Consider the following 14,013-nt stretch of genomic DNA (forward strand, 5'->3'; position numbering starts at 1 on the left):
TCGGGCAACAGGCGAGATGCAGGCCTACCGGATCTTCATGTTGAACAGCTTCTCCCGGTCCGGGGAGACGATGGTGCTGCGCGCGCTGGCCGCGCATCCGATGATCCGCGTCGCCCACGATCTCAATGCCCGCAACAGCCGCCTCGAACAGGCCCTGGTCGCTCGCATCCGCAACGAGGGCGCGATCACGATCGGCGCCGACGATCCCGTGCTCGGCACCGACCGGCCTCCGGAGGGCGGCGTGATCGTGGTCAAGAACGCGGTCTGGACGCATGCCTTTCCGTGCCCGGGCTTTGTCCTGGCCCGCAACCCTTTCTCGATCGTGACGAGCCTGGCGGCGGTCGAGGTCGCCGCCGAGGAGGAGGCCGAGCGCACGCCGCTGGGCCGGCTGGTCCGGCGGCTCAGGGGCAGGGAATTCCAGTGGTCGGATACGGCGATCGACCTGCGCGAGAAGATCGAGCGCTGGTCGCGCGGCATCGACGCGCGCATGGCGCCCTTTGCCAACCGAACCGATCCGGTCGGCGCGATCGCGGTGCTCTGGGCGCGCAAGATGCTCGAGGCGCATGGGCGCGGCGGACCGATCCTGCGCTACGAGACCTTCGTGCGCGATCCCGAGCCGCCGATGCGCAGGCTGCTCGCCTGGCTGGGTTTGCCCTGGGACGACGCGGTGCTGCGCGCGCACGAGCGCTATCCCGCCGACGCGATCGGCCATGGCGGCATCCGGCTCGGCGAACCGATCCATGCCGGCTCGCAGGACAAATACAAGGCGATGCCGCTCGCCGCCTTTCACGCGATCTACGCCATGACCGCCGGCGTCATGCGGCTCTACGGCTATGCGGCCGCGCCCGAGCGCAATCTCGTCGTCCAGGACTTCGACGACCGCTTCGACGACCGCTTCGACGGGCCTGCCCACCCGGACGGCGCGCCCGACGCGGCGGCGTGACGGGACCGGTCCGGCATCGGCATCGTCCCGGCGCAGGCCGGCACGACGGCCGGCACGGGCCGAAGGTCGGGCCGGGGCGGCGGCCGGATGCCGGGACTTTCGGTTGCCAAGGCGGGCGGCGTCGAATAGAGCATGCTCGGTGACTGACGATGGCGTCCGTCCGCGCAAACCGTGCGTTTTCGCCCGGTTCGGCGGGGCGCGCCGAACCGGATCGGGCGCGACCCGGGGCTTGCGGCGCACCGCCGCCGCACCGATGGGCTGCCGGTCCGCAGCGGAGTGAAGCGATGGCCAGGCTCGTCCTCCATATCGGGATGACCAAGACCGGCTCGACCTCGATCGAGGCGACCTTCGACGATTCGCGCGATGCGCTGGTCGCTCACGGCATCGACTATCTGGACATGGGCCAGAACCACTCCAAGCTGATGACGGTGGTGGTCAAGAATTCGGCCAAAGGGCTGAAGGGCGAGATCACCCGCATTCTCGGCGTCGAGAAGGGCGATACCGACTACGATCCGGAACTCGTCCTCGGCACGCTGCGCGATCGCCTGGCCAAGCCGCGCGCCAACACCGTGGTGATCAGCGGTCAGGGCCTGGTCAAGTACAATCGCCGGCAGTGCGAACGCGTTCGCGACTTCGTGTCACCCTATTTCGACGAGATCCGCATCGTCGTCTATGTGCGCGATCCGACCACCTGGGCGTCCAGCCGCGCCCAGGAGAACATGAAGCGCGGCCACACCCTGGCCGAACTGGTCGCCGCCCTGCACGAAGACCCGGAAAACTGCGCGATCATGCCGGAATACCGTGCCGGTATCGAAGCCTATATCGAAGTGTTCGGGCGCGAGAATGTCGACATCCGCGTGTTCGACCGCAAGCGGATGGTCAATGGCGACCTGATGGCCGATTTCTGCGCCGCGATCGGCGCGGGGCCGGAGGTGCCGGGCATCCTCAAGCAGAGCTTCAGCAACAAGGGCGCCTCGATGGAGGCCCTGCTGCTGATCCAGGCGCATTACGACGTGGTCGAGGACCGCCTGCGCGCCGCGGAGGGCGCCCCGCCGCGCAGCGCGGTTCCGCAGACGCTGGCCAACCTGATCGAAGCCCAGGACCGCTATCGCCATCCGAGTTCGAACTATCCGTTCCGGCAGGCGGTGCGCGACATTCGCGGCACCAAATGGGCCCTGCCCAAGCCGGTTCTGGACACGATCTGGGCGAAGTCGATGGCCGACATCGAATGGCTGCGCGGGGTGACCGGCGATCCCGGCCTGTTCGCCGATGCCTATCCGCCGGCGGAGGCGCCCGCGCCGGCCTGGAACACGGAGACCCTGCAGGATGTCGCCCGCGCGCTGGAGGAGGCGCTCGGCGACGTGATGCAGGTGGAGAAGCGCCGCAGCCGGCTGCCGGGACCGGCGCGGCAGGCGATCCGCATGCTGCACAAGGCCAAGCGCGCCGTCGGGCTCGGTTGAATTGGACGGTCGGGCGAGGCAATCCCCATGAAGCTCATCTTCCACATCGGGGCGCCGAAGACGGCGACGACCTCGCTGCAGATCACGCTCAGGGGCATGATGGCGGCGCTCAACCGCGAGGGCGTCGCCTACGAGCCGACCCGCGACTTCCAGCAGGGTCCGGTCGGCCGGATCGTGCGGCGCGAGAAGGCCGGCTTCTTCGACCGGTTCAGGAAGCCGTCGCAGGAGGCCTATGTCGAAAGCCGCGCCGCCGGCATGCAGCAGTTCCTGATCAGCGATGAGGGCTGCACCGGCTTTCTGATGTATCCGACCGCGAAACGGTCGTGGAAGCGGATGCTGCCGCGCGCCTTCGTGCTGTCGGATTTCTTCACCGCCTATCCGGACTACAGGGTCGTTCTGACGGTCCGCCGGCAGGACAGCTTTCTCGCCTCCTGCTATGCGCACCGGATCGAGCATGGCCGGGTCGACTGCACGTTCGAGGACTACTGGAAGCGCGAGATCGACATCAACGGCATGGACTGGCTGACGCTGGTCGAAGGGCTGGTCGCCCGGCACGGCCGGGAGCGGGTCGTGGTGCTGCCCTACGAGCCGATCCGCGACGACTTCCGCGGCTATGTGATGACCTTCATCGAGCAGGCGCTCGGCATCGCCCGCGCTCGCTTCGACGACGTGAGCTTCGAGACGCGGGTCGCCAACAAGTCGCTGTCCGGCCCGGCCATGGACGTGGCGCGGGTCGTCGCCGAGCGGATGGGCGAGAAGGGTGCCAATCCGCGCGACATCCACCATGTGCTGCTCGGGCTGAAATCGGTGCTGCCGATCGGCGAGTACGGCCCCTTCAGGCCGCCGATGGACGAATTGCGCGCGGAGCTCACCCGGCGCTACGCTGCCTCCAACCGCACCATCGCCGAGCGCTACATGCCGGTGCCGGCGGGCGATTTCCTGTTCGCCTGACCGGCACTGCACGACGGCCGCCGGTGGACACGGCAAAGAACGGCCGGACGGGACCGGGGGGCCGGCCGGAGACGGCGAAGCAGACCCGCGGGGGTCCGACGGGCACGCAATCGGGCTGACGCTCTCGCAAGAAGAGGCGGCCAAGGGCAGGCAGGGGAACGGCCGCCGGCTTCCGTCAGGATGCGCGGCGGACCTTGGGGGGGTATCGCCGTGCGGATCGGCTTGTTCACGGACATCCACGGCAATCGCGAGGCGCTCGACAGCTGCCTCGACCACGCCGCCGCCGTCGGCATCGATCGCCACGTCTTTCTCGGCGACCTGGTCGGCTACGGCCCGGATCCCGCCTATATCGTCGATCGCGTCCGCAGTCTGGTCGAGACCGGCGCGGTCGTGATCCGCGGCAATCATGACGACTATGCGGTGAAGCCCAAGCGCGGCATGTCCGAGATGGCGCGGATCGCGATCGAATGGACCCACAAGGTGCTCGATGCCGACGCCCGCGCCTGGCTCGGCACCCTGCCCTTCTCCGTCGCGGAGGACGATCGGCTCTATGTCCATGCCAGTGCGGCGGAACCGCCGGAATGGCACTATATCGACAACCGCGCGGCCGCCGAGGCCTGTCTGGCCGCCTCCGCCCAGCGCCTGATCTTCTGCGGCCACACGCATGTCCCGGCCCTGTTCCATTCGATCGGCGGCCGGCCGGCAGAGCATTTCCGGCCGCTCGCCAACAAGCCGGTGCCGCTGCTGCCGGCGCGCCGCTGGGTCACTGTGGTCGGCGCGGTCGGCCAGCCGCGCGACCGCAATCCCAATGCCTGCTGGGGTCTGCTCGATACCGACGAGAAGTCGATCGCGATGATGCGCGTCCCCTACGAGATCGACGAAACCCTGCGCAAGATCAATGCGGCCGACCTGCCGGAATGGCTCGGTCTCCGGCTGAAGGAAGGCCGGTAGGGCGATCCGCTTCGTGCGGAACCGGCGCGGCGGAACAGGGGGAACGGGGCGTGCCGATCAACGAACTGGTACCGGGCGCGGTGATCGACGGCTTCCGGCTGACCGAACGGCTGCCGTCCGGCGGCATGGGGGCGATCTGGCGGGCGACGCGGCCGGACATCAAGTTTCCGCTGCTGCTCAAGGTGCCGTTCATCGCGCCCGGCGACGACGTGGCGGCGATCATCGGCTTCGAAGTCGAAGAAATGATCATGCGGCGCCTGAGCGGCCGCCATGTGCCGCGCTTCGTCGCCTCCGGCGATCTGGAGACCCTGCCCTATCTGGCCATGGAGTTCGTCACCGGCACCAGCCTGCAGGCGGAAGTCGAACGGGCGCCGCTGTCCTGGCAGACGGTCTCGCTGATCGGGGCCGACATCGCCGCCGCGCTCGACGACCTGCACGGTCAGAAGGTGGTGCATCTCGACCTGAAGCCCGGCAACATCATCATGGCGGAGCGCGGCGCGGTGCTGATCGATTTCGGCCTCGCCCGGCACGAGGAGCTGCCCGACCTGCTCGGCGAGGAATCCAGCCTGCCGATGGGCACGCCGGCCTATATCGCCCCGGAGCAGATCCTCGGCGACCGGACCAATCCGGCCAGCGACATCTGGGCGCTCGGCTGCATCCTCTACGAGCTGGCGACCGGCCGGAAGCCTTTCGGCGAGCCGGGCACGCGCGCCGGCATGGAGCGGCGCATCTATCAGGCGCCGCCGCCGCCGCGTTCGGTCTCGCGCTCGATCCCGCGCTGGCTGCAGGAGGTGATCCTGCGCTGCCTCGAGGTCGATCCGGCCCGCCGCTACGCCTCGGCCGGTCAGTTGATGTTCGACCTGCGCCATCCCGAGCAGGTGGTCATCTCCGAGCGCGGCAAGGCGGAAGCGGGCGAGACGATCTGGCGCCGGCTGCTGCGCGCCGTGCTGCCGTCGAAGCCGCGCACGCTGCCGTTCCAGCCGTCGATCGCCTCGCGCCTGTCCGGGGCCTCGGTGGTGCTCGCCGCCGTCGATCTCTCGACCGGCGGCGATGCGCTCTCCGACGAGGTCCGCGTGCATCTCGCCCGCGTGCTCGACCACGAGAAGGACGCCCGGCTCGCCTGCGTGACGGTGCTGAAAACGAAGCTCGCCGGCGAGGACGAGGCGGTCGACGCCGCCGGCCGGCCGGCCTATGTCGGGCGTCTGGTCGCGCTGAAGGACTGGGCGCGCCCGCTCGACATGCCGGAGGAGAAGGTCTCCTTCCACGTCATCGAAGCCATAGACGTGGCCGCCGCGATCCTCAACTACGCCGCCCACAACCGCGTCGACCACATCGTCATCGGCGCCCGTGCCTCCTCGGCCCTGCGCCGCCATCTCGGCAGCGTCTCCGCCCAGGTCGTCGCGGAAGCCTTCTGCTCGGTGACGGTGGTCCGCCTGAAGCGCCAGGAGGAAGCGGCCGCCCGCGCGGAGGCCGAGGCGGCGACGGCAACAGCCGCGGCGGCCGAACCGGTCGGCGGATAGACTGGGACCCCGGCACCGGCGGTCGCCCCAGGGGTCGCCCGGGCAGTTCGGCTCAGGGTCGTTCGACAGGCAGCGGCCCGGGCGCGGCCGGCGACGCCGGATGCACGCGCAGAACGGACTTCGCCAACCGTGCGGGCCGCGACGGGGCCGGAGACACCGCCCCGGCCGGGGCGCGATCACCCGCCGGCGTACCGGTGCGGGCGGCAAAGAGGGCACTGCGCCCGTCCAGGAGGCGCGCGAGGCCGTCATAGCGATCCGTGTCGCCCGGCGTTTCGTCATAACAGCTCGCGGCTACGACCGGCTTCGCGCCCGGATAGGCCAGCAATTCGCCGACGGTCACGAAGACGTAGCCCTGCTGGCGCAGGCGCGCGACGATCTCCGGCAGGGCGTCGTCGGTGGCCCAGCCGCGGCCATTGGCATGGAACAGCACGATCGAACCCGGCCGCACGCGCCGCAGCACGCTGGACACCATGGCGGCCGACGAGAGATGGCGGTCGGGATCGCCGGACGAGACATCCCATTGCACCGGGATCAGGCCCGCCGCGCCGACCGCCTCGATCGCCGCCCGGCTGCAGGCGCCGAAGGGAAACCGGAAAAGGCCCATCCGCTCCGGCATCGCGGCGGCGAGGTCGCGGCCGGGCCGCGGGGCGCATTGCCGTGCGGCGAGGCCGTCGCGCAGACGCTGGTAGGCGGACTGCGGCCCCCGGATCTCGTCAAGCATCGCACGGCCGGTCACGATCCGGAAGTTGCGATGCTCCCAGGAATGGCTGGCGATCTCGAACAGCGGATCGGTGGCGATCTGCCCGGCGCGGTCCGGATGGGTCAGCATCCACTTGCCGCCGGCGAAGAAGGTCGCCCGCACCCCGTTCGCGCGCAGCGTGTCGACGCTCGCGCCCTGATAGCCGGCGACCTCGAAGGGCGTCTCGCACAGGTCGAAGGTGAGTGCGATCATCTTCGGCGCGCCCGGCGGCAGGTCGACCCGGCGAACGACGCCGTCGATCGGCCGGAAGCCCTCCGGCGGCGGGGCCGGGTCTTCGGTCGGCAGCGCCACCCGGGCGGCGGCGATGCCGGTGCGGATCGGCCGGTCGCGCTCGCTCTGCCGGAACGATTCGGGCGCCCAGCAGGCTTCCTCGGCCGCGGCAATTCCGGCCGGCCCCGGCGGCAGCAGCGCAAGGGCGGCGAGCCCCGCCCGCACCGCACCGGCGAGGGCAGAGAGGTGTTTGGGAGCGTGACGGAGCACGGCACGATCCCGGACGGTCGGCAGGACAAGCGGCATGATTCGGATCCCGCAGGCGCGCCGGACCCGGTTGGGGGGCCGGCGGCAGGAATCGGCAGGCGGGCGCGGCCCGCCGGTTCCCACTATCCGACGCCGCGCGGCGGATCCATGACGCAAAGGCAACAGAACGTCTCGTTTGGGCGCTTCCCAAACGAAACGGGCCGCCCCAAGGGGCGGCCCGCGCGAACCGTCAGGCGGTGAGGCCGGGGCCTCAGTTGCCGCGATAGGTGAAGATGTCGCGGTCCTTGGTTTCCGGCACGAAGAACAGGCCGACCACCACGGTGAAGACGGCGATCACGATCGGATACCAGAGGCCGTAGTAGATATCGCCGGTCTGGGCCACCATCGCGAAGGCGGTGGCGGGCAGCAGGCCGCCGAACCAGCCGTTGCCGATGTGGTAGGGCAGCGACATCGAGGTGTAGCGGATGCGGGTCGGGAAGAGTTCGACCAGGGCCGCCGCGATCGGGCCGTACACCATGGTCACGAACAGGACCAGGATGAACAGGTAGCCGATGATCGTGTAGACCTGCGGACGGAAGATGTCGAAGGGGGTCGCCATCTTCACGATCGACGCATCGCCGGCCTTCGGATAGCCGGCCGCCTGCAGGGCGCCGGTGACCGCCTTCTGGCTGTCGGCGAGCTTGGTCGTGTCGAAGGCGACTTCCGTCGTGCCGACGACGATCTTGGCCGGGGTCGTACCGGCGGCGAACTCGGTGGCGTATTTGACCGAAGACTTGGCCAGGAAGTCGCGGGCGAGATCGCAGGACGACTTGAAGATGCGGGTGCCGACCGGATTGAACAGGTCGCCGCAATCGGCCTTGTCGGACACGACCTTGACCTGGACGGTCTCGATCGCCTTGGCGAGGGTCGGGTTCGCAGTCTCGGCGAGACGCTGGAAGATGGTGAAGTAGCTGATCGCCGCGATGGCGCAGCCGAGCAGGATGATCGGCTTGCGGCCGATCTTGTCGGACAGCCAGCCGAAGACCACGAAGAAGCCGGTGCCGAGCAGCAGCGACCAGGCGATCAGCAGGTTGGCGGTGTAGCCGTCGACCTTCAGGATCGACTGCAGGAAGAACAGCGCATAGAACTGACCCGTATACCAGACCACGCCCTGGCCGGCGACGAGACCGAGCAGCGCGATCAGCGCGATCTTGGCATTCTTCCACTGGCCGAAGGCTTCGGTCAGCGGCGCCTTGGAGTGCGTGCCTTCTTCCTTCATCTTCTTGAAGGCGGGCGATTCCTGCAGCTGCAGGCGAATCCAGATCGAGATGCCGAGCAGCACGATCGAGACCCAGAACGGCACGCGCCAGTAGAAGGCCGCGAACTCCTTTTCGCCGAAGATCGTCCGGGTCGCCAGGATGACCAGCAGCGAGAGGAACAGGCCGAGCGTGGCGGTGGTCTGGATCCACGAGGTGTAGAAGCCGCGCCGTCCGGCCGGGGCATGCTCGGCCACATAGGTGGCGGCACCGCCATACTCGCCGCCGAGCGCCAGGCCTTGGATCAGGCGCAGCGAGATCAGGATGATCGGCGCCCAGATGCCGATCTGGGACGAGGACGGCAGCAGGCCGACGATGAAGGTCGACAGGCCCATCAGCATGATGGTGACCAGGAAGGTGTATTTGCGACCGACCAGGTCGCCGATGCGTCCGAACACCAGCGCGCCGAAGGGGCGCACGATGAAGCCGGCCGCGAAGGCGAGCAGCGCGAAGATGTCGCGCGTCGCCTGATCGAACATCGGCTTGCCGTCAGGCCCGGCGACGTTGAAGAACTGCGCGCCGATGATGCCGGCGAGCGAACCGTACAGGTAGAAGTCGTACCACTCGAAGACAGTGCCGAGGGAAGACGCAAAAATAACGCGCTTCTCCTCGCTGCTCATCGGGCGCGCGGCAGCCCCCGATCCGCTTGAACTCATGCTCATGGGCGTTCCCCTCGTCGAAAACAGCAACCCCGGGCCGCCTTCTGAAAGCAGCTCGCGCGAAAATCGGAGGTCGCAGTGACCGGACCTTACTTCGGGGCCTCCGTCACCCTCAATGCGACGTAAGTAGGGATCACGCAGAGGCAGACAGGCTATTTCTCGGGCAGCGAGAATCGGTCGCACCGTCTTGTCATGCGATGAGTGCACGACATTGGGCAGAAGATCTGCGATTTTAACACATCGTTTATCAAAGATATTCGTCGGCTTCTCTTTGCTGCGACGCATTATATGATATTGCACCGCACTGACTGGAATGTTGCATTGCAATATTTCCGGACGATCGACGATCGACGGCGGCAACCGAAGGCCGCATTCCAGGCCGGGCCGACCGCTCGGCTCCGTGTGGCACCGGCGACAGGGGCCGCTTGACCGCCCGCACGCCGTCCCCGATGGTCCTGCGCCAATCCGAGGGAGATACCGATGCCGACGAAGGTCCGCGACCGCCTGGAAGCCGTACTCGACGCCATTGCCGGCAGCGGCGCCGCAGCGCCGACCGTAATGGCGAAGGTCCATGCCCAGGCGGCGCGCGCCGCGGCCGACGCCGCCGATGCCCGAGCCCGGCTCGGCCTCTCGCTCGGCGCGCTCGACGGCACTCTGGTCTCGATCAAGGACCTTCTCGACGAGGCCGGCGAGATCACGACGGCGGGTTCGCGCATCAATCGCGACCTGCCGCCGGCCAAGGCCGATGCGCCCGTGGTGCGCCGGCTGCGCGCCGCCGGCGCCGTCATCGTCGGCCGGACCACGATGAGCGAGTTCGCCTATTCGGGCATCGGCATCAACCCCCATACCGGAACGCCCGGCAATGCTGCCGACCCGACCCGCGTGCCCGGCGGTTCGTCCTCCGGGGCTGCCGTCTCGGTCGGCCGGGGTTGGGCCGACATCGCGATCGGTTCGGACACCGGCGGCTCGATCCGTATCCCCTCGGCCTTCAACGGCCTGGTCGGCTTCAAGCCGGGCGGCGGCCGGGTGCCGACGGAGGGCGCCTTCCCGCTTTCCTACACGCTCGACACGATCGGGCCGATCGCCCGCAGGGTCGCCGATACGGTCGCGGCCGACGCGGTCCTCAGCGGCGTCGCCGCTCCGCCGGCCCGGCCCGTCGCCGCCGACGGCCTGCGTCTCGCCGTGCCGCGCGGCTTTCTCTATTCGGATCTCGACGGCATCGTCGGCCCGGCCGTCGAGGCCGCACTCGGCCTGCTGGCCAAGGCCGGCGTCCGCCTGTTCGAGGTCGATCTCGACGATATCGTCACCCTGCCGCTCGCCATCCAGAAGGACGTGACCATCACGGCGGTCGAGGCCGCCCATATCCATCGCCACAACCTGCGCGACCGGGCCGGCGATTTCGATCCGCGGGTGCTGGCCCGGATCGAGAAGGGCGCGGCGGCCTCCGGCGCGACCTATGTCGGCATGATTCGCGCCCGCGAAGCCGCCAAGGCCGCAGCCGACGCGGCCTTCGCGCCCTTCGATGCGCTGATCGCCCCGACGGTGCCGGCGGTCGCGCCCGTGATCGCCGAACTCGTCGGCGACGACGCGGCCTTCACCCGCGCCAATCTCACGGCCCTGCGCAACACCGCGATCTTCAACCTGTTCGACCTGCCGGCCTATTCGCTGCCCATCGAGATCGGCCAGCCGCTCCCCGTCGGCCTGATGGTGGTCGGCCGGCGCGGCCGCGACCACGACCTGATGGCGCTGGCGGCGGCCCTGGAGCCGGTCCTGCAGCCGTCGCCGCGCACCGCCTGACCGGCGGGCGCAAGCGGACGTCTCCCGCCCGGCCGCGGAACGCATAGACTGCCGGATCGGCGCGATTCGGCGCCGCCCCGATCCGGATGCCGATGCCCGCCCCTCTCGACCAGGCCCCCGCGGACCCGCCCGATGCCGTCCCAGGCCCCGCCCCGACGGCGGCGGCCACTGCATCCCCCGACGGCCAGACACCCGATGGCCAGACACCCGGCGGCCAGACACCCGGCGGCGGGCCAATGCCAGCGGCGGATGCGGCGGCGGATCTGACCGCCCTGGTCGCCGGACGGCGCTTCGCCACCATCCTGGCCGATCCGCCCTGGCAGTTCGAGAACCGCACCGGCAAGGTCGCCCCCGAACATCGTCGACTGTCGCGCTACGGCACCATGACCCTGGAGGCGATCATGGCGCTGCCGGTCGCAGCCGCCGCGGCCGAAACCGCACATCTCTATCTCTGGGTCCCCAATGCGCTGCTGCCGGAGGGGCTCGCGGTCATGCGGGCCTGGGGCTTTGCCTACAAGACCAATCTGGTCTGGCACAAGCTGCGCAAGGACGGCGGCTCCGACGGCCGCGGTGTCGGCTTCTACTTCCGCAACGTGACCGAACTGATCCTGTTCGGCGTGCGCGGCCGGAATGCCCGGACCCTGCCGCCGGGGCGCTCCCAGATCAACTACATCGGCACCCGCAAGCGCGAGCATTCGCGCAAGCCCGACGAGCAGTATGAACTCATCGAGGCGTGCTCGCCCGGCCCCCGCCTCGAACTCTTCAGCCGCGGCACCCGTCCGGGATGGACCGTCTGGGGCAACCAGGCCGACGACGGCTATGCCCCGACCTGGGACACCTACGCCAACCATTCCGCCGCCGATCGGGTCTAGTGGTTCGATCGAGACGGATGGTCCCCATCCGTCTCGTGAAGCCGAACCCCTCATTTATCGATTGCGTGGCGGAAAGCGCCGCGTTTCGGCGCCGCACCGGCGGCCGACGCATGGCAGGGCGGCACCGATTGTCACAGCCATGCAAAGCGATCGTGGAAAAGGTGCAGAATACCGCTTGCAGGGTCGGAGTCGCGTCGCTATAAACCGCCCCGCAAGCGACGGCGGAGTGTAGCGCAGCCTGGTAGCGCACCTCGTTCGGGACGAGGGGGTCGAGTGTTCGAATCACTCCACTCCGACCAATCGCTTCCGCTCCTTTCCCGAGGGAGCCTTTTCTGGCACGAATTTGGATACCCCGGCGCGATTGCGATCGGTCGACCGTCCCGGCCGCCGACGCGAATCGACCGGTCGATGCCGAAGGCACCGTCGCCGCAGCGAGCCGCGAGGGCTCGATGATGGGCTCCGGGGCGCAGGCCGATCGGGGTTCCCGCGCCCTCCTCCCCGTTGGCCCCTCCTCCCCGTTGGCCCCTCTTCCCCGATGGCGCCTCTTCCCCGATGACCTCACGCGATCCGGCTGTGCGGCCCGGCGGGCTGATTCGGTCGACACCGTCCCCTCCGGGCCGGCCTTGAGACCCAACAAAGCGGTGGACAGACCGGCTCGCGCGTTGCGACTTTCGCCGAACACGAGGCCGGCGCGATGGCGGACGGGCCGAAGGCCGGCCGCCGAAGGACTGGCCGGCATAAAGTTGAGATAATCTGTATGCAATTCGTCGATAGATTACGACGCCCGCTGCCGCCGCGCGGGCAAGCGGAATCGATCGCGGACTCTTCCGGGCGGCAGGTATGCCGGCCGCCGCCGGCACCGATCACGCCGATCCGCCGGGCTTTGACATATCTTTCACGACAGGGCGCCGTTCGGGAAGCAAGACGTCAGGCAGATGGTGCGGCCGGAAATTCTTTCGGACAGGATGCCGGGGATTTGCCCTACCACGGGTGCAGCCTTTCCGCACCGAGCTATGCAGCGGGTGTTGGGCGCTTTTCTTTTGCCAGCCGATGCAGTAGCTTCCCTGCCGCTGGCCCGGTTTGGTCCGGCGCCGCGTCCAGATGCCGATCGAGGCAGACGGATACGTTCAAGTAGCCACGGCCAGGATATACCGATTGGTCATGCGTAACCCGGCGGATGGTCGAAACGCGCTCGGCGAATTGACGGATCGCAAGGGGCGGCGTCGAATCGTCGCCGCCGGAGCGTCGACGGCGCCTTTCGCTCGGATCATCGATTCCTACGTCGACATGCTGTTGGTTGATTGCGGGCTCGTCGCCACGATCCACGGCATCGACCGGCCGATGGATGTCTCGCTCGACCTGATGGTGGCGCACGGACAGGCGGTGATGCGGGCGTCGCGCCGAGCCGCCGTGGTGGTCGAACTGCCGGCCAAATGTTGCGAGGACACGCCCGACCGCGCCCTGCAGGATGCCGAGTTCCTGATCGAGTCGGTCGGCTGTGCGGGGATCGCGCTGGCGATCGAGGTCGAGACCATCGAGATCATCCGGCTGCTCGCCGACAGCGGCATTCCGGTGCTCGGCCTGACCGAGATCGGCACCCCGCGGCGCTCGCACGTCAGTGAGTCCGACGATCCGGATTGGCGCCGCCTGCAGGTCGCCCACAATGCGCAGGCCGCTGCCAGCGCCGGGGCTTTCGCGGTCCTGGCCACCGGCTCGGAGGACAGCCTGGCCGAAGAACTGGCGCGCACGGTCGGCGTGCCGGTGATCGGCGACGAGTCGGCCTCGGTCTGCGATGGGCAATTCCTGACCGATCTCGACTTCATGTCGATGTTGACCAACGTGCGCAGTTCGAACCGCTCGCGCAGTCCGGCGGTACGGCTGGTCGAGACCCGCAATACGGCGCCGATCGAGACCGGAATCGGCCCGACCGGCATGCCCCAAACCGGCATCGGCCCGACCGGCTATACCCAAACCGGCTACACCCAAACCGGCAGCCGCCTCGCCGGCAGCGGCCCAGCCGGCACAACCCCGGCGGCGACCGGATCGATCAAACTGCCGCCCAAGCCGGTCGCGCCCGTTCCCGAACCGGTCGTGCCGCGTCCGACCGCGGAGGCCCGTCCGGTGCCGCCGGCACCCGCCCGCCGGCCGGCCGCACCGCCACCCGTCGAGCCTGCCGAGCCCGAGGCGATCGAGGAGATGCGCCCGGCGGCGCCCGAACCCGCGCCGGTCAGGCCCGCACCGGCACCGGTGCGGCGGCTCCCGGCAGCCCCCCCCGTCCACCTTTCCCCGCCCCCGCCGGCGCCACACCCGGCCCCGCCCCCGGCACCC

The 14,013-nt window shown here is 69.2% G+C and carries 10 protein-coding genes and 1 tRNA gene; 9 read left to right on the plus strand and 2 right to left on the minus strand.

From position 1 onward, the window contains the following. Window positions 1-37 precede the first annotated feature (37 nt). From KL771_RS14575 to KL771_RS14595, 5 genes are all read left to right on the plus strand, one after another. Window positions 38-943, plus strand: a complete 906-nt coding sequence (locus tag KL771_RS14575) for a sulfotransferase (protein WP_261969273.1) — start codon at window positions 38-40, stop codon at window positions 941-943. A gap of 284 nt (window positions 944-1,227) precedes the next feature. Further along, the gene (locus tag KL771_RS14580; protein WP_261969274.1) at window positions 1,228-2,403 is read left to right on the plus strand and encodes a hypothetical protein; all 1,176 of its coding nucleotides are present in this window, start codon (window positions 1,228-1,230) and stop codon (window positions 2,401-2,403) included. Window positions 2,404-2,430: 27 nt separating this feature from the next. Then, on the plus strand, window positions 2,431-3,354 hold the full coding sequence (locus KL771_RS14585) for a hypothetical protein (RefSeq protein WP_261969275.1): 924 nt from the start codon (window positions 2,431-2,433) through the stop codon (window positions 3,352-3,354). Window positions 3,355-3,564: 210 nt separating this feature from the next. Next, complete coding sequence (locus KL771_RS14590; protein WP_261969276.1) at window positions 3,565-4,305, plus strand: metallophosphoesterase family protein; 741 nt, start codon at window positions 3,565-3,567, stop codon at window positions 4,303-4,305. 50 nt (window positions 4,306-4,355) lie between these two features. Continuing rightward, on the plus strand, window positions 4,356-5,825 hold the full coding sequence (locus KL771_RS14595) for a bifunctional serine/threonine-protein kinase/universal stress protein (protein WP_261969277.1): 1,470 nt from the start codon (window positions 4,356-4,358) through the stop codon (window positions 5,823-5,825). Window positions 5,826-5,877: 52 nt separating this feature from the next. Here KL771_RS14595 and KL771_RS14600 read toward each other — a convergent pair whose 3' ends face one another. Both KL771_RS14600 and KL771_RS14605 read right to left on the minus strand, forming a co-directional pair. Beyond that, entirely contained in the window at window positions 5,878-7,101 is a 1,224-nt protein-coding gene (locus KL771_RS14600) for a polysaccharide deacetylase family protein (RefSeq protein ID WP_261969278.1), read from the minus strand. Between the two features lie 211 nt (window positions 7,102-7,312). Then, a complete protein-coding gene (locus tag KL771_RS14605; protein ID WP_261969279.1) occupies window positions 7,313-9,019 on the minus strand; it encodes an MFS transporter in 1,707 nt (568 codons plus the stop codon). Between the two features lie 477 nt (window positions 9,020-9,496). Here KL771_RS14605 and KL771_RS14610 point away from each other — a divergent pair, with 477 nt between their 5' ends. The 4 genes from KL771_RS14610 to KL771_RS14625 form a co-directional block, all read left to right on the plus strand. Then, a complete protein-coding gene (locus KL771_RS14610; protein ID WP_261969280.1) occupies window positions 9,497-10,813 on the plus strand; it encodes an amidase in 1,317 nt (438 codons plus the stop codon). Window positions 10,814-11,049: 236 nt separating this feature from the next. After that, on the plus strand, window positions 11,050-11,685 hold the full coding sequence (locus KL771_RS14615; RefSeq protein WP_261969281.1) for an MT-A70 family methyltransferase: 636 nt from the start codon (window positions 11,050-11,052) through the stop codon (window positions 11,683-11,685). A gap of 222 nt (window positions 11,686-11,907) precedes the next feature. Beyond that, a tRNA-Pro gene (locus tag KL771_RS14620) sits at window positions 11,908-11,984 on the plus strand. Window positions 11,985-12,846: 862 nt separating this feature from the next. Continuing rightward, a partial coding sequence (locus tag KL771_RS14625) for a 3-methyl-2-oxobutanoate hydroxymethyltransferase (RefSeq protein ID WP_261969282.1) occupies window positions 12,847-14,013 on the plus strand: 1,167 nt, incomplete at its 3' end.

This window comes from Prosthecodimorpha staleyi, from assembly GCF_018729455.1.
GTDB classification, from domain to species: Bacteria; Pseudomonadota; Alphaproteobacteria; order Rhizobiales; family Ancalomicrobiaceae; genus Prosthecodimorpha; species Prosthecodimorpha staleyi.

Bases quoted from the DNA above. Each gene is read 5' to 3' on its own strand.
- KL771_RS14575 (WP_261969273.1), top strand. From the start codon at position 38: ATGTTGAACAGCTTCTCCCGGTCCGGGGAGACGATGGTGCTGCGCGCG.
- KL771_RS14580 (WP_261969274.1), top strand. From the start codon at position 1,228: ATGGCCAGGCTCGTCCTCCATATCGGGATGACCAAGACCGGCTCGACC.
- KL771_RS14585 (WP_261969275.1), top strand. From the start codon at position 2,431: ATGAAGCTCATCTTCCACATCGGGGCGCCGAAGACGGCGACGACCTCG.
- KL771_RS14600 (WP_261969278.1), bottom strand. From the start codon at position 7,101: ATGCCGCTTGTCCTGCCGACCGTCCGGGATCGTGCCGTGCTCCGTCAC.
- KL771_RS14605 (WP_261969279.1), bottom strand. From the start codon at position 9,019: ATGAGCATGAGTTCAAGCGGATCGGGGGCTGCCGCGCGCCCGATGAGC.
- KL771_RS14610 (WP_261969280.1), top strand. From the start codon at position 9,497: ATGCCGACGAAGGTCCGCGACCGCCTGGAAGCCGTACTCGACGCCATT.
- KL771_RS14615 (WP_261969281.1), top strand. From the start codon at position 11,050: ATGCCAGCGGCGGATGCGGCGGCGGATCTGACCGCCCTGGTCGCCGGA.